Source organism: Pseudomonas sp. FW305-96 (assembly GCF_058783825.1).
Map to the genome: position 1 here is coordinate 53,479 of NZ_JBYSYW010000020.1, position 17,276 is coordinate 70,754.

At 61.3% G+C, this 17,276-nt stretch carries 20 protein-coding genes; 15 read left to right on the forward strand and 5 right to left on the reverse strand.

Features of this window, described 5'->3' with window-relative positions; genetic code table 11:
* The first annotated feature begins 5 nt into the window (after nucleotides 1–5).
* The gene (locus AC3WL2_RS16175; protein ID WP_102683075.1) at nucleotides 6–1,334 is read left to right on the forward strand and encodes an MFS transporter; all 1,329 of its coding nucleotides are present in this window, start codon (nucleotides 6–8) and stop codon (nucleotides 1,332–1,334) included.
* Nucleotides 1,335–1,400: 66 nt separating this feature from the next.
* Here the strand turns inward: AC3WL2_RS16175 and AC3WL2_RS16180 are convergent, their stop codons facing one another.
* The 4 genes from AC3WL2_RS16180 to flgA all read right to left on the reverse strand — a co-directional run bounded on the left by AC3WL2_RS16180 (nucleotide 1,401) and on the right by flgA (nucleotide 3,978).
* Nucleotides 1,401–2,144, reverse strand: coding sequence for a flagellar brake protein (locus tag AC3WL2_RS16180; RefSeq protein ID WP_102683074.1), 744 nt, complete (start codon nucleotides 2,142–2,144; stop codon nucleotides 1,401–1,403).
* A 79-nt stretch (nucleotides 2,145–2,223) separates the two neighbouring features.
* A complete protein-coding gene (locus tag AC3WL2_RS16185) occupies nucleotides 2,224–2,691 on the reverse strand; it encodes a flagella synthesis protein FlgN (RefSeq protein WP_102683073.1) in 468 nt (155 codons plus the stop codon).
* 47 nt (nucleotides 2,692–2,738) lie between these two features.
* Nucleotides 2,739–3,053, reverse strand: a complete 315-nt coding sequence (gene flgM, locus AC3WL2_RS16190) for a flagellar biosynthesis anti-sigma factor FlgM (protein ID WP_046854639.1) — start codon at nucleotides 3,051–3,053, stop codon at nucleotides 2,739–2,741.
* A 175-nt stretch (nucleotides 3,054–3,228) separates the two neighbouring features.
* Nucleotides 3,229–3,978, reverse strand: coding sequence for a flagellar basal body P-ring formation chaperone FlgA (gene flgA / locus AC3WL2_RS16195; protein WP_102683105.1), 750 nt, complete (start codon nucleotides 3,976–3,978; stop codon nucleotides 3,229–3,231).
* Between the two features lie 64 nt (nucleotides 3,979–4,042).
* Here flgA and AC3WL2_RS16200 point away from each other — a divergent pair, with 64 nt between their 5' ends.
* Nucleotides 4,043–4,972, forward strand: a complete 930-nt coding sequence (locus AC3WL2_RS16200) for a chemotaxis protein CheV (protein ID WP_046854640.1) — start codon at nucleotides 4,043–4,045, stop codon at nucleotides 4,970–4,972.
* Nucleotides 4,973–5,023: 51 nt separating this feature from the next.
* Complete coding sequence (gene cheR, locus AC3WL2_RS16205; protein ID WP_046854641.1) at nucleotides 5,024–5,851, forward strand: protein-glutamate O-methyltransferase CheR; 828 nt, start codon at nucleotides 5,024–5,026, stop codon at nucleotides 5,849–5,851.
* Between the two features lie 143 nt (nucleotides 5,852–5,994).
* On the opposite strand, the gene AC3WL2_RS16210 is transcribed toward cheR, so the two are convergent.
* Nucleotides 5,995–6,588 (reverse strand): hypothetical protein, encoded by a 594-nt coding sequence (locus tag AC3WL2_RS16210; protein WP_102683072.1) that lies wholly within the window; start codon nucleotides 6,586–6,588, stop codon nucleotides 5,995–5,997.
* A gap of 213 nt (nucleotides 6,589–6,801) precedes the next feature.
* Between AC3WL2_RS16210 and flgB the strand changes: the two genes are divergently transcribed.
* The 12 genes from flgB to flgK all read left to right on the forward strand — a co-directional run bounded on the left by flgB (nucleotide 6,802) and on the right by flgK (nucleotide 17,266).
* Nucleotides 6,802–7,209 carry a flagellar basal body rod protein FlgB gene (gene flgB / locus AC3WL2_RS16215; protein WP_046854642.1) on the forward strand — a complete coding sequence of 136 codons (408 nt, stop codon included), beginning with the start codon at nucleotides 6,802–6,804 and terminating at the stop codon, nucleotides 7,207–7,209.
* Between the two features lie 2 nt (nucleotides 7,210–7,211).
* On the forward strand, nucleotides 7,212–7,655 hold the full coding sequence (gene flgC / locus AC3WL2_RS16220; RefSeq protein ID WP_046854643.1) for a flagellar basal body rod protein FlgC: 444 nt from the start codon (nucleotides 7,212–7,214) through the stop codon (nucleotides 7,653–7,655).
* A 15-nt stretch (nucleotides 7,656–7,670) separates the two neighbouring features.
* Complete coding sequence (locus AC3WL2_RS16225; protein ID WP_102683071.1) at nucleotides 7,671–8,375, forward strand: flagellar hook assembly protein FlgD; 705 nt, start codon at nucleotides 7,671–7,673, stop codon at nucleotides 8,373–8,375.
* Nucleotides 8,376–8,405: 30 nt separating this feature from the next.
* The gene (gene flgE, locus AC3WL2_RS16230; protein ID WP_102683070.1) at nucleotides 8,406–9,779 is read left to right on the forward strand and encodes a flagellar hook protein FlgE; all 1,374 of its coding nucleotides are present in this window, start codon (nucleotides 8,406–8,408) and stop codon (nucleotides 9,777–9,779) included.
* 72 nt (nucleotides 9,780–9,851) lie between these two features.
* Nucleotides 9,852–10,037, forward strand: coding sequence for a hypothetical protein (locus AC3WL2_RS16235; RefSeq protein WP_102683069.1), 186 nt, complete (start codon nucleotides 9,852–9,854; stop codon nucleotides 10,035–10,037).
* Between the two features lie 99 nt (nucleotides 10,038–10,136).
* Nucleotides 10,137–10,313: a hypothetical protein gene (locus AC3WL2_RS16240; protein ID WP_158247510.1), complete on the forward strand. Its 177-nt coding sequence runs from the start codon at nucleotides 10,137–10,139 to the stop codon at nucleotides 10,311–10,313.
* A gap of 215 nt (nucleotides 10,314–10,528) precedes the next feature.
* Nucleotides 10,529–11,269 carry a flagellar basal-body rod protein FlgF gene (gene flgF / locus AC3WL2_RS16245; RefSeq protein WP_046854648.1) on the forward strand — a complete coding sequence of 247 codons (741 nt, stop codon included), beginning with the start codon at nucleotides 10,529–10,531 and terminating at the stop codon, nucleotides 11,267–11,269.
* Between the two features lie 48 nt (nucleotides 11,270–11,317).
* The gene (gene flgG / locus AC3WL2_RS16250) at nucleotides 11,318–12,103 is read left to right on the forward strand and encodes a flagellar basal-body rod protein FlgG (RefSeq protein WP_046854649.1); all 786 of its coding nucleotides are present in this window, start codon (nucleotides 11,318–11,320) and stop codon (nucleotides 12,101–12,103) included.
* A 73-nt stretch (nucleotides 12,104–12,176) separates the two neighbouring features.
* Entirely contained in the window at nucleotides 12,177–12,872 is a 696-nt protein-coding gene (flgH, locus tag AC3WL2_RS16255; RefSeq protein WP_046854650.1) for a flagellar basal body L-ring protein FlgH, read from the forward strand.
* Nucleotides 12,873–12,884: 12 nt separating this feature from the next.
* Nucleotides 12,885–13,994 (forward strand): flagellar basal body P-ring protein FlgI, encoded by a 1,110-nt coding sequence (locus tag AC3WL2_RS16260; protein WP_046857711.1) that lies wholly within the window; start codon nucleotides 12,885–12,887, stop codon nucleotides 13,992–13,994.
* A gap of 11 nt (nucleotides 13,995–14,005) precedes the next feature.
* On the forward strand, nucleotides 14,006–15,205 hold the full coding sequence (gene flgJ, locus AC3WL2_RS16265; protein ID WP_102683068.1) for a flagellar assembly peptidoglycan hydrolase FlgJ: 1,200 nt from the start codon (nucleotides 14,006–14,008) through the stop codon (nucleotides 15,203–15,205).
* 12 nt (nucleotides 15,206–15,217) lie between these two features.
* The gene (flgK, locus tag AC3WL2_RS16270; protein WP_102683067.1) at nucleotides 15,218–17,266 is read left to right on the forward strand and encodes a flagellar hook-associated protein FlgK; all 2,049 of its coding nucleotides are present in this window, start codon (nucleotides 15,218–15,220) and stop codon (nucleotides 17,264–17,266) included.
* The last annotated feature ends 10 nt before the right edge of the window (nucleotides 17,267–17,276 follow it).

Genomic DNA, 17,276 nt, shown 5'->3' on the forward strand with positions numbered 1-17,276 from the left:
GACGTATGCGAAATATCTGGAAGCCGTTTCAGTCGCTGTACTTCGCCGCCTTGATGATGCTGATCGGCTCGGGCCTGCTGAGTACCTACCTGGCCTTGCGCCTGGCCGCCGATCATGTCGACAGCCTGTGGATCGGTGCGTTGATGGCGGCCAACTACTTCGGCCTGGCGGTGGGGGGGAAGGTAGGACACCGCTTGATCGGCCGGGTCGGGCATATCCGTGCCTATGCCACCTGTGCCGGCATCGTCGGCGCCGCGGTGCTCGGGCATGGGCTGACCAACTGGCTGCCGGCCTGGGTCGGGCTGCGCATGATCGTCGGCCTGGGCATGATGTGCCAGTACATGGTTATCGAGAGCTGGCTCAACGAACAGGCCGACGCCAAGCACCGTGGCGCGGTGTTCAGCGGCTACATGATTGCCTCCTACCTGGGGCTGGTGCTCGGCCAGTTGATCCTGGTGGTGCACCCGCAACTGGGGCCGGAACTGCTGATGCTGGTGGCGATGTGTTTTGCCTTGTGCCTGGTGCCGGTGGCGATGACCCGGCGCATTCACCCCGCACCGTTGCGCCCGGCGCCGATGGAGCCGAAGTTCTTCATCAAGCGCGTGCCGCAATCGCTGTCCACGGTGCTTGGTTCGGGCCTGATCGTCGGCTCCTTCTATGGCCTGGCGCCGCTGTATGCGTCCAGCCAGGGTCTGAGCACCGAGCAGATCGGCCTGTTCATGGGCTGCTGCATCTTTGCCGGGCTGCTGGTGCAGTGGCCGCTGGGCTGGCTTTCCGACCGCTATGATCGCGCCGTGCTGATCCGCAGCGTGGCCATCGGCCTGGCCCTGGCCGCCGCGCCGCTGGCGATCCTGCCGGGGGTTCCGCTCGAGCTGCTGTTCGCCATGGGCTTTGTCATTTCGCTGTTGCAGTTCTGCCTGTATCCCTTGGCGGTGGCGTTCTCCAATGACCACGTGGAGAGTGAGCGGCGGGTCTCGCTGACCGCCATGCTGCTGGTCACCTATGGTGTGGGCGCCTGTATCGGACCGTTGGCGGCCGGGGTGCTGATGAAGCTGCTGGGCGCGCAGATGCTCTACGCCTTCTTCGTGTTCTTCGCGTTGGTGCTGGTGTGGCGCATTCGGCCCAAGGCAGTCACTGGGCTGCACCAGGTCCAGGATGCGCCGCTGGGGCACGTGGCGATGCCAGCGGCGGGCTCGCCCTTGTCGGCGGCCCTCGACCCGCGGGTGGATGAGCAGACGGTGCAGGATGTGATGCAGGCGCCGGTGGCGGCGGAAGATACCGAGGAGGATGCCGGTGCGCCGGCGCAAGGCGAGGTGGGCAAATCGATGTCCTAGGCGGTCTGCCCGGGCCCCAATGAAAACGCCACCCGAGGGGTGGCGTTTTTCATGGGCTGGCGACGATCAATAGTCGTCCTTGTCGAACCGCCGCGCTTCACGCTGCAACTGATAGACGAAGCTCTCGATCTTGCGCTGGGCCTGGCCGTTGAGGTTGTGGAAGCGCACCCCGGCGAAGGTGGTGTTGATGCGCTCTTCGAAGTGCAGGTGGCGCAGTTCGACCAGGGTGTCGGTCAACCCCAGTGGGGTGCCGGCCTTGAAGCGCTCATAGACCTGGCCGAGTTGCAGGCGGTCCTCGACGTTGCCGTCGAAGCGCAGTTTGCAGCCGGTGGCCGAGATATCCAGCAGTTTGCCGCGCAACGCGCCATTGCCCTTGAGGTGGGTGCCGTCGAGGGTCACGTCGACCAGTTGCGACAGCTTCAGCGCGGCGCGGAAGGCATTGCGGCGCTGGTGATAGGTCACTTCCTCGGGCAGCGGGCCACGGTAGCAGCGGTGGCCGTCGATCTCGGTGATGGTCAGCGGTATGTTACTTTCCCAGGCGATGCGCACACCGTCGTGGAAGCCTTCGACGCGGAAGGGTTCGCCGCTCTCGATGTACTTCTCGCCGTCGCGAGGGATCATCTCATCCAGTGCCAGGACACCGCTTTCCCGGTCGACATGCACCACATAGCTCTGGAACCGCTGGCTGCGCTCATGGAAGCTGATGATCAGTGGGTCGTGGCTATCCAGCAGCTGGCGCAAGTTGGCCGCGATCTCCAAAGGGGTGGTCAGCACCTTTGGGGGCTGGGGAGCATCGGATTCATTGAACACGGGTTATCAATCTCCAGGCAAAACGGCACACGCAAGTTACGGCATTTTGCCAGTATGTTCCGTGCCTTGAAACAAATAATCAAACCTGGCTGATTGCCCGGGGCTTGTCCATGGGCGATGTGGCGCCACGGCTGTCATAGAGCGACGGGGAGTCGCCGCCCATGAGGATTCTGATCTGATTGGTCGTGGCGTGTTGCTGCGCCTGGATGATCCGCCCATTGGTCTCGTTGACCTGCTGGCAGTTGTCCATCAGTTGGGTCAGCACATCGAGCTGCTGCATGATGATCTCGCCATTGGGCGACAGCTCGGCGACGGCTTTCACGCCTGCACGGTCGGCGCTGAGGCCGAGCCCAGTGAGCAGGTTGTTGCGCCGCAGCCCCTGCTGCTCAAGCAGGACGATCAGGGATTGCTTGCGGGCAAGGATCTGCTCCAGCTTGGCCATATCCCGACCGTGCAGGGCCACTGCCTCCTTTTGTAGAAGGTCGAGCAGTTCCTGCGTCGGTGCTAAATCGTCTTCGATCAGTTGCAGCAGAGTGATGTCGTGCATGGCTAACTCTTGGCGTGGTGCGTCCTTGAAGTCAGCGCGCCTGGTGGTTAGCGCTGAGCTTCGAAATCAAGCAGTTTGCTAGCGACCCGGTCGGCATCGACCTTGTAGCTGCCGTCGGCGATGGCCTGTTTCAACTCGGCCACACGGGCACTGTTGACGGTGGGCTGATCGCGCAGCTTGTCGCTGATCTTCTGCAATTGCTGGGCCTCTGGGCTCAGATGTACTGTTTCTCCGCTGGCACCGGTGTGCTTGGGCGCTTCGTTGGCCTCGCCGGCTTTAGCGGCGTTGCCGGACGCGGTGTTGCCGCGAACGCCGCCCGTGACGGACGGAGAGTTATTCAAACGACTGAAGTCGATGACCATGATCAAAACCCCTGGGAATTAGGACGCATGCCTTGTTTTCGACCAAACCGAAAAAAACTTTAGGCACGAATGCAACACGGCCTGAAGCTGGCTTGCGTATCCCGATATCTGACAGAGTTTAGGGGCCGAGGTTGCACACCGCCACCCCTCTGTCGAAATCCTGACGCAGGGTAGGTTACATGGCGACCTCGACTTGCCCGGCACCGGTTACCCGGGCCTTGATCACCCGTTTGGAATTGAGGTTGCGCACGCGGATCTGCGCTTGCATCCCGCCCTTGTCGAGGGCTTCGCCCGGCATGCGCACACTCAGGTTGCCACTGCGGGCGATGATCACTACGTGGTCGCCTTTGCGCACCACTTCGGCCTGTTCCAGGTGCTGTTGGGTCAAAACCTGGTCAAGTACCGTAGGGCGCAGCAGTTTCATGCCCACGGCCTGCTCCAGCAGGGTCAGGTAGCCGGGGCCCAGGGTGCCTACATCGCGCTCGCGCAGGGCCACATCGCTTTCATCGATGATGCTTTCGCGTTTCAGTGGCCGGGTCATTACCACGACATCGCGCAGCAGGCGCACCTGGGCGGGCACGAATACGGTCCAGGGCGCGGCACCGTCGCAACGCACCCTCACTGTTACCCGGCCCAGCGGGGTCGAGCCTTCCAGTGAGGCATCCAACTGTTGGCTGCACAGCGGCATGCGCAGGCGCGGGTCAAGCTTGTTGACTTCGATCTCGTAGCGGCCCTGAGTCTGGGTGGTTGCCAGATAATCTTCGACGGTGAATTCAAGAAAGCCTTGAGTGACACCGATAAGCTGTTCAGGCAAGGTAAAAGAGTCCGCCAGCGTACGCGCGCCGGGTGCTACCAGGCACAGCACAGCCAGGGGGCCGGTCAGCAGGCGCGTCAGTCGTCGGAAAAATGTCGTTTTCGTATGCATGACGCTCAAAAAAGCAAAGCCCGTGCCGACTTGCTGCACAGGGTAATCGTTGAAGGAGTCCGGCATGGCTGGAGTGATGGATTCGGTCAACCAGCGTACACAGCTGGTGGGGCAGAATCGCCTGGAGCTGCTGTTGTTTCGCCTCAATGGCGACCAGCTCTACGGCATCAATGTTTTCAAGGTCCGGGAAGTGCTGCAGTGCCCCGACCTGACGCTGCTGCCCAAATCCCATCCGGTGGTGCGCGGCGTGGCCAACATACGCGGGGCGACGATCCCGATCCTCGACCTGTCGATGGCGACCGGTCTGCCAGGGCTGAAGGAAGAAACACGCAAGAGTTTCGTCATCATCACCGAGTACAACACCAAGACCCAGGGCTTCCTGGTGCACTCGGTCGAGCGCATCGTCAACATGAACTGGGAAGAGATCCATCCGCCACCCAAGGGTACCGGGCGCGATCACTACCTGACTGCCGTGACGCGCGTCGACAACCGCATGGTCGAGATCATCGATGTGGAGAAGGTGCTGGCCGAGGTGGCGCCATCTTCCGAGTCGGTGTCGGAAGGTGTGATCGATGCCGAGGTACAGGACAAGGCGGTGATGCTGCGGGTATTGACCGTCGATGATTCGTCGGTGGCGCGCAAGCAGGTGAGTCGATGCCTGCAGACCGTGGGGGTCGAGGTGGTGGCGCTCAACGATGGTCGCCAGGCCCTGGATTACCTGCGCAAGCTGGTGGATGAGGGCAAGCGTCCGGAGGAGGAGTTCCTCATGATGATCTCGGATATTGAAATGCCGGAAATGGACGGCTATACCCTCACGGCGGAGATCCGCAGCGATCCGCGCATGCAAAAACTGCACATCTGCCTGCATACTTCGTTGTCCGGGGTATTCAACCAGGCGATGGTCAAGAAGGTCGGTGCCGATGACTTCCTGGCCAAGTTCAGGCCGGATGACCTCGCCCAGCGCGTGGTCGATCGGATCAAGGCGAGTCATTGAAACGGCCGGGGTTCGCCCCCGGCGCTAGCGATTTAAGAAGAGGCGGCAGCATTGTCTACGGGTAATTTGGATTTCGAACAGTTCCGGGTATTCCTGGAGAAAGCCTGTGGCATCCTGCTGGGCGAGAATAAGCAGTACCTGGTCTCCAGCCGTCTCAACAAGCTGATGGAGCAACAGGGCATCAAGTCGCTGGGCGAGCTGGTGCAGCGCATCCAGACCCAGCCACGCGGTGGCTTGCGCGAGCAGGTGGTCGATGCCATGACCACCAACGAGACGCTGTGGTTTCGCGATACCTACCCGTTCGAGGTGCTCAAGAACAAGGTGATTCCGGAATTCATCAAGAACAACCCGGGCCAGCGCCTGCGCATCTGGTCGGCGGCCTGTTCATCGGGGCAGGAGCCGTACTCGCTGTCGATGGCCATCGACGAGTTCGAGCGGACCAACCTGGGTCAGTTGAAAATGGGCGCGCAGATCGTCGCCACCGACCTGTCCGGTGCCATGCTCAACAACTGCAAGACCGGTGAGTACGACAGCCTGGCCATTGCCCGTGGCCTGTCGCAGGAGCGCCTGCAGCGCTATTTCGACACCAAGGGGCCGGGGCGCTGGGCGATCAAGCCGCCGATCCGCAGTCGCGTCGAGTTCCGTTCCTACAACCTGCTCGACAGCTATGCGCCGCTGGGCAAGTTCGACATCGTGTTCTGCCGCAACGTGCTGATCTACTTCTCGGCCCAGGTCAAGAAGGACATCCTCATGCGTATTCACGCCACGCTCAAGCCCGGGGGGTATCTGTTCCTCGGGGCGTCCGAGGCGCTCAACGGGCTGCCGGACCACTACCAGATGGTGCAGTGCAGCCCGGGGATCATCTACCAGGCCAAATGAGGCTCGACAAAAAGGCCGGTATCGCGAGATACCGGCCTTTTTTCGTGCGTTCTGGCCGAATTCGGCGATACCGCTGACCTTGAGCACAGCGGTGGACGGGTCGGTGCTGGCTGCCAGCCACATGCCCAGTGCCGAGTTGTCGGCTACCCGCAGGTTGCCGTCGAGGGTGGCGTGGAGGCTCTGCAGGCTGAATGTGGTCGGCGGCTCGCTGTGGTCGCCGACGTCGAGCCAGCGTTGTTCGCCAGGCGGATGCTGTTGCTGCCGCGCCCGCCATAGGCAACCCCGTAGGCGCTGTCACCTTCGACTTCGATGTTGGCCAGGCCAAGGAGGTCGCCTGGGATCATGCTGCCTTTGCGCATGATCAACTCGACAGGGCGATTGCTGCCGGTGGCATTGATGGCGACGTTGCCCCAGATCTCGCCGTTGTTGAAGATGTTCAGGTCGCCGTTGGCCTTCTGCCAGGGCGGCACGCCAGGGCCATCATGGGTGGTGTTGCCAATGCGGATGGCAGTGTCGGCCGCTACGATCCTGCCACTGTTGTCGATGTAGCGCCCCAGGCTGTCGAAGATGCTCGCGCCATCCAGCACGATGCCTTGCGCGCCTTGGTCGCCGGCGAAGATCTGTCCTTGGTTGTCGATGCCGGCCAGCACCGCCGGTCGGTTGCTGGCGTCCGTGGTGGCGTGGATGGCGATGGCGCGCGGGACGCGGATGCTACCCGATTGGTGGCCAATTGACATGTTTGTTATGACGTCAATTTTTTGGTTTGCCGCTTTTGCCGCCTGTCGATTGCCGCCTGGGTAGCTCAAGGCGGAAGTACATTGCCGCTTTTCTGGCATAAGGCGCGGCATGAAACAGGCGAAACCCCCATACTCATGGGGTTTAAGATGGTTGGCACAGGGCTTGCTAAAGCCATAGCAAACGAACTCTGGTCACCTTCAAAGGTCCCCGACATGAGCATCAGCTTCGACAAGGCGCTTGGCATTCACGAAAAGGCACTGGGCTTTCGCGCTCAGCGTGCCGAAGTGCTGGCCAACAACATCGCCAACGCCGACACGCCCAACTACAAGGCGCGTGACATGGACTTCTCGTCCGTGCTCGCTGCCGAGTCCGACAAGCAGCAGAAGGGACGCATCGCCCTGGAGCGTACCGACAGCCGTCATATCGAGGCCGAAGGCCTGGCCATGATGGACGATACGCTGAAGTACCGCACGCCGATGCAGCCGTCGATCGACCAGAACACCGTGGACGCGCACCTGGAACAATCGAACTACGCGGAAAACGCCGTTGGCTTCCAGGCCAGCTTCACCCTGCTCAACAGTAAATTCAAAGGGCTGGTATCGGCCCTGCGTGGAGAGTGACCATGTCTCTTGCCAGTGTCTTCAATATTGCCGGTAGCGGCATGAGCGCGCAGAACACGCGTCTGAACACCGTTGCGTCGAACATCGCCAACGCCGAGACCGTGTCGTCGAGCATCGACCAGACCTACCGTGCGCGCCACCCGGTATTCGCCACCACCTTCCAGCAGGCCCAGGCCGGCGCCGGCCAATCGCTGTTCGAAGATCAGGGCCAGGCCGGGCAGGGGGTCGAGGTCAAGGGCATCATCGAGGATCAGAGCAATCTCGAAGCCCGCTACGAGCCAAGCCACCCGGCGGCGAACAAGGATGGCTATGTCTACTACCCGAACGTCAACGTGGTTGAGGAGATGGCTGACATGATCTCTGCCAGCCGCGCGTTCCAGACCAACGCCGAACTGATGAACACCGCCAAGACCATGATGCAGAAAGTACTGACCCTGGGTCAGTGATAAGGAATCCGGACCATGGCAGTGACCAACACCAACAGTGGCGTGAACCTGAACGACGTACTCAACGCGTCCGGGGTCAGCACCGGTACCAAGAAAACCACCACCGAGCCCGTCGACAAGAACGCGCTGGGCAAGGATGCGTTCCTCAAGCTGCTGGTTACCCAGATGCAGCACCAGAACCCGCTGGATCCGCAGGATAACGGCGAATTCATTGCGCAGTTGGCCCAGTTCAGCAGCCTGGAAGGTATCCAGACCCTGAACGGCTCGGTCAACAATATCATTGGCGGCATAGCGTCGAGTCAGGCGCTGCAGGCCACCACGCTGGTGGGGCGCTCGGTGATCCTGGACACCGACAAGGCGATGGTCGACACCACCGCCAGCTTCACCGGTCAAGTTGTCGTGCCGCAGAACATCACCGACGGCAAGGTCGAGATCAAGGACAAGGACGGCAAGGTGGTCAAGACCATCAGCCTGGGCGAACAGGCCAAAGGCACCGCCGACTTCATCTGGGACGGCACCAACGAGAAGGGTGAGAAGGTCGACCCTGGCCAGTACACCTTCACCGCCACCACGACGGTCGATGGCAAGGCGCAGACCATGTACACCCTGCTGCCGGCCAAGATCACCAGCGTCAGCTTCCAGGGCGGTAGCGAGATGATGCTCACCGTGGCAGGCGGCCAGAAGATCGGCGTCTCGAAAGTACAATCTATTGGAATCTAAGGCCGCTAGATCGGCAGAAGGAGTGAATGCATGTCTTTCAATATCGGCCTTAGCGGTCTTTACGCAGCCAACAAGCAACTGGACGTTACCGGCAACAACATTGCCAACGTCAACACCGTCGGCTTCAAGTCGTCGCGTGCCGAGTTCGCCGACGTTTATGCAGGCTCCAACCGCCTGGGCGTGGGCAAGAACCAGATCGGCAACGGCGTGCGCCTGGCCTCGGTTTCCCAGCAGTTCGGCCAGGGTGATGTCAACAACACCGGCAACGTGCTGGACATGGGTATCCAGGGGCAGGGTTACTTCGTGCTGTCCGACAACGGCTCAATGACCTACACCCGGGCAGGTGCGTTCCAGACCAACAAGGATGGCTATGTGGTCACCTCCGATGGCCTGAACCTGCGCGGTTACAGCACCGATGAGAACGGCAAGATCGTCAAGGGTGTGCTGACCGACCTGCGGATCGACACTTCGGCGCTGGCGCCGAAGGCCACCACGCTGATCGAGCAGGGCATCAACCTGAACTCCTCGGCCCCCGATATTCCGCTGGAAATCGATGATGGTTCCGGCACGATGATCCCGAACAAGCCGTTCAACCCGACCGATCAGAGCACCTACACCAAATCGTTCCCTACCAAGGTCTATGACAGCCAGGGTAACGAGCACGTCATGGAGCAGTTCTACCGCAAGACAGGTCAGAACGAATGGACCATGTACACCCTGGTCCAGGGCCGCAACCCGCTCGATCCGTCCAGCACCCAGCCGTTGACCGCCACCATGTCGTTCAACCCCGATGGTTCGGTGAAGTCCATGGCGGCCCAGAACGATGGGAGCACGCCTCCAGTACCTGGCGTGCCGGCGGGCGACTGGAGCGTGGTCAACAACACCTTCACCCTGAAGAACTGGATTCCTGCCGCCAAGGATGCGGCGGGCAACTGGGCGCCCAATGGCTCCCAGGGTAATGCTGACGGCATGCAGCTTTCGATGAAGAGCACCACGTCCTACAACACTGAAACTGCTCGTATGTCGCAGTCCCAGGACGGCTACGCCACCGGTATCCTGTCGAGCCTGTCGATTGACTCCTCCGGCGTGATGTTTGCCAGCTTCAGTAACCAGCAGTCCCGCGCCATCGGCCAGGTGGCAATCGCCAGCTTCGCCAACGAGCAGGGCCTGCAGCAGACGGGCGGCACCCGCTGGAAGGAAACCTTCTCCTCGGGCATTCCGGGTATCGACGCGCCGAAAACCGGTACGCTGGGCGAGATCGAGTCCAACTCGCTGGAAGCCTCCAACGTCAACCTGACCCAGGAGCTGGTCGAGCTGATCAAGGCCCAGAGCTACTACCAGGCCAACGCCAAGACCATCTCCACCGAAAGCACCATCATGCAGACCATCATCCAGATGACCTGATGGCCGCTGGCTGATCGCTTGTCAACGAACCCCTTTGCAAGAAGGGGTTCGTCGTTTTCACGGAGAGTACCCATGAAAAAACTGCTGGCTGCTGCCGTCGCGGCGTTCTGCCTGCTCCAGGCGCAGGCCGCGATGGCCCCTTGGTGGCGTTGGGAAAGCCAGGCTGACGGGCGTCTGGTGTGTTCGCAATGGTCACCCGGTGATGGTTGGAAGCGCTTTGCCGGACCGTTCGACAATGCCGCCTGCAGATCCCTTTGATGCAGGGCAAAAAATGATGGCTTGAGGCCGTCAATTGGCGGATTTTCTTCAGGTATTATCCGTGCCACCTCACTCGTTCGAGTGTCTGGCAAGTTTCTTGTGACATTCCAGGGTGTCGTGGTACAGAACGATGGCGTCAATGCCTACATCTTCTCCAAGGCGGACTGGAATGCCGGCAACCTGGATTCCGGTGTGATGCTCAGTAACTGGTACGCCGGCTCGAACACTATCGAGTCGTTCCAGGCCAACAACGGAGATACCTTCACCATCACCTGACAGCCAAGTGTCGCCCGTTGCGTCGAGGGCGGCCAGCCCTTGCCGCTGCCGGCTACCCGCCGCCGATATTTTGTCTCGCGCGCGCCGGGCTTTTCAGCAAGGGCCCCGTAAACCGGGGTCTTTGCCGTTTATAGGGTAGTTGGCGCGAAACTTGCTCAACGCTTGCCACAGCCACGGCGACCGGCAATCGATCGCCCGTGCAGCGGAGGATGACTGTGGACAAGATGCTTTACGTGGCCATGACCGGCGCCAGCCAGAACGCGCTGGCGCAGAAGGCCCATGCCAACAACCTGGCGAACGTTTCCACCAACGGTTTCCAGCGCGACCTGGAGCAGGCGCGCTCGATGCCGGTGTTTGGTGACAGCTTTCCGGCGCGTGCTTTCGCCATGAGCGAACGCCCGGCCACCGATTTCAGTGCCGGCCCGTTGGTTGAAACCGGTCGTGAACTGGATGTGGCGGTCACCGGTGATGGATTCATTGCCGTGCAGGCGCCCGACGGCAGCGAAGCGTATGTGCGTACCGGCAGCCTGAACATTGACGCGCTCGGCGTGCTGCGGGCCGGCAATGGCATGGCGGTTATCGGCAACGGCGGCCCTATCGCCATTCCACCAGAGCAGAAGGTCGAGGTCGGTGACGACGGCACCATCAGCATCCGCGCCATGGGCGAAGACCCGCGGGTAATGGCCGAAGTGGACCGTATCAAGCTGGTCAACCCGGACACCAAGGGCATGACCAAGGGGCTGGATGGTCTGATCCATACCGCCAGCGGCCAACCCGCAGACGCCGATGTGAATGTGCGTGTGGTGTCGGGTTTCCTCGAGGGCAGCAACGTCAATGCCGTCGGCGAGATGACTTCGATGCTGGCGCTGTCCCGTCAATTCGAACTGCACGTCAAGATGATGAGCGCGGCCAAGGAAGGCGACGAAGCCATGGCGCGTGTTTTGCAAATCGGCTAATCACATTTGAACGAGTGCCGTAAAACAGGCGCACGAGGAGAACACTAAATGCTTCCGGCTCTTTGGGTCGCTAAAACCGGCCTGTCCGCCCAGGACACCAACCTGACGGTCATCTCCAACAACTTGGCCAACGTTTCGACCACCGGCTTCAAGCGTGATCGCGCCGAGTTCCAGGACCTGCTGTACCAGATCAAACGCCAGCCTGGCGCGCAGTCCACCCAGGACAGCGAGCTGCCTTCGGGCCTGCAGGTCGGTACCGGTGTGCGTGTGGTCGGCACCCAGAAGAACTTCCAGACTGGCGGGTTGCAGAACACCGAGAACCCGCTGGACATGGCGATCAATGGCCGCGGTTTCTTCCAGGTGCTCCAGCCTGATGGCACCGTGTCGTACACCCGTGACGGCACCTTCCACCTGAACTCCGATGGCCAGGTGGTCACCGCCAACGGTTTCGCGCTGGAACCTGCCATTGTCGTGCCGCCGGATGCCCAGACCTTCACCGTGGGCCAGGACGGCACCGTGTCGATCACCACTCAGGGCAACCCGGCTGCGCAGATCATCGGTAATATCCAGACCGCCGATTTCATCAACCCGGCCGGCCTGCAGGCCATGGGCAACAACCTGTTCCTCGAAACCGCCGCCAGCGGTGCGCCACAGGTCGGTACCCCGGGGCTGAACGGCTTCGGTCTCACGTTGCAGCAGACCCTGGAAAACTCCAACGTCAGCACGGTCGAGGAGATGGTGAACATGATCACCACCCAGCGCGCCTACGAGATGAACTCCAAGGTCATCTCCGCTGCAGACAAGATGCTGTCGTTCGTCACTCAGCAACTGTAAGTCCTGGCGGCCCAGCCACTTCGGGCCGCCGTTAAACCGCACGCTGCTACAGCGCCTGCTAGAGGTAAGTGTCATGTATCGTCTGTTGTCCGTTTTCGCCCTGGGGGGGGCGGTGTTGCTGGCTGGTTGCGTCGCACCGACGCCCAAGCCCAACGACCCGTACTACGCGCCGGTTCTGCCGCGCACCCCGCTGCCGGCAGCGGCCAATAACGGCTCGATCTACCAGGCCGGTTTCGAACAAGGCTTGTATACCGACCGCAAGGCGTTCCGGGTGGGTGACATCATCACCATCACCCTCAACGAGCGTACCTCGGCGAGCAAGAACGCAGGTTCCCAGATCCAGAAGAACAGCAAGGCCAATATTGGCCTCACCTCGCTGTTCGGTACCGTGCCCAACACCAACAACCCGCTGGGCAGCGGGGACCTCAGCCTTGACGCAGGCTACAGCGGCGATCGCAGCACCAAGGGCGACAGCAAGGCCACCCAGGGCAACACGCTCACCGGTTCGATCACCGTTACCGTGGCCGAAGTGCTGCCCAACGGCATCATTGCCGTGCGTGGCGAAAAATGGATGACCCTGAACACCGGCGAAGAGCTGGTGCGCATTGCCGGCCTGGTACGTGCCGATGACATCGCCACCGACAACACCGTGCCGTCCACCCGTGTGGCCGATGCGCGCATCACCTATTCGGGCACCGGCTCCTTCGCCGATGCCAGCCAGCCCGGTTGGCTGGACCGTTTCTTCATCAGCCCGCTCTGGCCCTTTTGAGTACGGATGACCATGTTCAACGCTAGGCGGTTGATTGCCGCGACACTTCTTTTGTCCTGCGCGTTCGGCGCTCACGCCGAGCGCCTGAAAGACATCGCCAGCATTTCCGGCGTGCGTGCCAACCAGTTGATTGGCTACGGCCTGGTGGTCGGCTTGAATGGCACCGGTGACCAGACGACGCAAACGCCGTTCACCCTGCAGACGTTCAACAACATGCTGTCGCAGTTCGGCATCAAGGTGCCGCCTGGGTCTGGCAACGTGCAGCTGAAAAACGTGGCGGCGGTGTCGGTGCATGCCGACCTGCCGGCCTTCGCCAAACCTGGCCAGGTGGTCGACATTACCGTGTCGTCGATCGGTAACTCCAAGAGCCTGCGTGGCGGTAGCCTGTTGATGACTCCGCTCAAGGGGATTGATGGCAATGTCTACGCCATCGCCCAGGGCAACCTGGTTGTAGGTGGTTTCGATGCCGAGGGCCGTGACGGCTCGAAGATCACCGTCAATGTTCCGTCGGCGGGCCGCATCCCGGGTGGTGCGTCCGTCGAACGTGCCGTACCCAGCGGTTTCAACCAGGGCAACAGCCTTACCCTCAACCTCAACCGCCCAGACTTCACCACGGCCAAGCGGATCGTCGACAAGGTCAATGAGCTGCTCGGCCCTGGCGTGGCCCAGGCCCTTGATGGCGGTTCGGTACGGGTGACCGCGCCCATGGATCCAAGCCAGCGCGTCGATTACCTGTCGATCCTGGAGAACCTCGAAATCGATCCGGGCCAGGCAGTGGCCAAGGTCATCATCAATTCGCGTACCGGTACCATCGTCATCGGCCAAAACGTCAAGGTTTCGCCGGCGGCCGTCACCCACGGCAGCCTGACCGTGACCATCACCGAAGACCCTATCGTCAGCCAGCCGGGGCCATTCTCCAATGGCCAGACTGCGGTCGTGCCGCGTTCGCGGGTCAATGCCCAGCAGGAAGCCAAGCCGATGTTCAAGTTCGGCCCCGGTACCACGCTGGATGAAATCGTCCGTGCAGTAAACCAGGTGGGTGCGGCGCCAGGCGACCTGATGGCGATCCTCGAAGCCTTGAAGCAGGCCGGCGCATTGCAAGCCGACCTGATCGTGATCTAAGGGGGCGTCTGATGAATCCAAAAACTCAGGTGTCCAGCCAGATCGACAGCGGCGCCTACACCGACCTCAATCGCCTGAGCGCGCTCAAGCATGGTGATCGGGATAGCGAGGGCAATGTTCGCAAGGTAGCCCAGGAATTCGAGTCGATGTTCATCAGCGAGCTGCTCAAGGCATCGCGCAAGGCCACCGATGTCATGGCCGATGAAGACAGCCCGATGAACAGCGACACGGTCAAGCAGTATCGAGACATGTACGACCAGCAGCTGGCTGTGAGCATGTCCCGCGAGGGTGGCGGTATTGGCCTGCAGGACGTGCTGGTGCGCCAGTTGTCCAAGAACAAGGCCGCTTCTGTGAACACCAGCCCGTTTCCACGTATCGAAGGGCATGCCCCGGCGTTGTGGGCGTCGAAAGTCGCCGCGCCAGTGCATGCCGAGGCAGGCGCGGGTGTGCGCAATGACGTGGCGGCGCTCAATTCGCGGCGCCTTGCGCTGCCGGGCAAGCTCACCGATCGCCTGCTGGCCGGCATCGTGCCGTCTGCCGGCAGCCCGGCCGCAGCGACCAACACGGCGGCGTTGCCGCGCCGTGGCGACATCCCGGTCGGTGGCGTTGCAACTGGCGACTGGGAGCCGGCCAGGGCGTTCGCGGCTCCGAGCGGCAACCTGCAGATTCTCGGGCGCGCTGTGGCTCAGCCCCCGCTGGCACCGAAAAAGGCTTTCGCCGACAGCGACGCCTTCGTTGAGACCATGCTGCCGATGGCCGAACAGGCTGCCAAGCGCATTGGCATCGACCCGCGCTACCTGGTGGCGCAGGCAGCGCTGGAAACCGGCTGGGGCAAATCGGTCATGCGTAATGCCGATGGCAGCAGCAGCCACAACCTGTTTGGCATCAAGGCTACTGGCAGTTGGCAGGGTGGTGAGGCGCGTGCGATCACCAGCGAGTTCCGCAATGGTGCGTTCGTCAAGGAGACGGCTGCGTTCCGTTCCTATGACAGCTATCAGGAAAGTTTTCACGACCTGGTAACTTTGCTGCAGAGCAATTCACGCTATCAAGATGCCGTGAGCGCCGCCGATAAACCAGAACAGTTTGTGCGAGAGCTGCAAAAGGCCGGTTACGCCACCGACCCCAATTACGCCAGCAAGATCTCGCAGATCGCCAAGCAGATGAAGTCGCAGCAGAGCTACGCAATGCTCGGTACCAGTACACAACTTTAAGGGCAGGGAACCATGGCGAGTTTGATCAATATCGGTATGTCGGGGCTGGGTGCCGCCCAGTCCGGGATGTACGTCCTGGGTAACAACATCGCCAACGCCGATGTTGAAAGTTACTCTCGCCAACAAATGGTGCAAAAGACCAAGGGTGCCCAGCAGGTTGGCCAGGTATTCATGGGTACCGGCACCACCCTGGCCGATGTGCGACGGGTGTACAACGCCTTCATCGAGAACCAGTTGCGTACCACCACGTCGCTCTCCAGTGACGCCAACACTTATCTTAATCAGATCGGCCCGCTCAACACTGCCCTGTCGGGCGCCGACACCGGTATCACTGCCGCACTCAAAAGCTTCTTCAGCGCCATGCAGGATGCTTCTGCCAAGCCCACCGAAGATGCCTCGCGCCAGTTGCTGCTGACCAGCGCACAATCACTTGCCAAGCGTTTCAATACGCTGTCGGCGCAGTTCACCCAGCAGAACGCCAACATCAACGGCAGTCTGGGGTCGATGGCCGAACAGGTGAACAACATCACCAAGACCATCGCCGACCTCAACCAGCAGATCGCCAAGCTCGGTGTTGTCAATGGTCAGCCCAATGACTTGCTTGACCAGCGTGATGGCGCGGTGCGCGAGCTGAACAAGCTTGTCGGCGTGGACGTGGTGGAGCGCGAGGGCAGCTACGACATCTATCTGAAAAATGGCCAGTCCCTGGTGCTGGGCAACTCCACCCAGACGCTGGGTGTGGAACCCGCCCCGACCGACCCGACGCGCATGAACCTGGTGCTCAACCGCGGTTCGACCAAAATGGACATCACCGACAGCACTACCGGTGGCGAAATCGGTGGCTTGTTGCGCTACCGCAAGGACACCCTCGACCCTGCGCTCAACGAGCTGGGCCGTGTGGCGCTGGTGGTCGCCGATGCGATCAACAGCCAGCTGGCCCAGGGTATCGACAAGAATGGCCAGTTCGGTGCGACCCTCTTTGGCGATATCAACAGCGCAGCGGCCGTTGCCGGGCGCAGCATCCCCAAGCTGGGCAACAGTGCCGGCTCCGGCAACCTCGATGTGCACATCAAGGACAGCGGCAAGCTCACCACCAACGACTATCAAGTCGTCTTCACCAGCGCCACCGAGTATTCCGTGCGCCGGCTGCCCGATAATTCCGAGATGGGTACCTTCGATATCACGGCCGACCCACCTCCTGTGATCGACGGTTTCACGCTCAACCTCAATGGTGGCACCCCGGTTGCCGGCGACAGCTTCAAGATCACCCCGACCCGCAACGCGGCGGCCAGCATGGAAACCGTGCTGACCGACCCGAGCCGCCTGGCCATGGCCAGCCCGCTGAACGCCACCAGCGGTTCGGGCAACAAGGGGACCGGGCAGATCTCCCAGCCCACCTTGACGTCCAAGCTGGATATCTACGACGCCAAGCAACGCTCGGACATGCAGACGGGGCTGAAGTATTCGACCCCGGTCAAGCTGGTGTTTGGCGACGATTCCGTATCGCCTCAGGCGTACACCATGTACGACTCCAAAGGTAACCCGCTTGGCAGCGGTACGGTCATCCCTGGCCAGGAAAACAAGCTGCAGCTGTCTGTGCCAATGGTCGATGGCAGCGGCAACCCGATCAATGACGCCAGTGGCGCTCAAATGAACTTCTCGTTCGAGATGAGCATATCCGGTGCGCCCAAGAATGGTGACAACTACACCGTATCGCTGACCAAGGCCGGTTCTGCAGACAACCGCAATGCACAGTCGGTGATCGACCTGCAAACCAAACCCACGGTCAATACCGGCGATGGCAGCAAGGGCATCAGCTTCACCGATGCCTACGCCAAGCTGGTATCCAATGTCGGCGGCAAGACCAACCAGGCATCGATGGACAGCGACGCCACCAACGCGCTGCATGGCTCCGCGCTGACCAGCCGCAACTCCAGCTCGGGGGTGTCGGTGGATGAAGAGGTCGGCAACCTGGTCAAGTTCCAGCAGTACTACACCGCGTCGTCGCAGATCATCAAGGCGGCCCAGGAAACCTTCGCAACCTTGATCAACAGCCTTTAAGGAGCCGTAG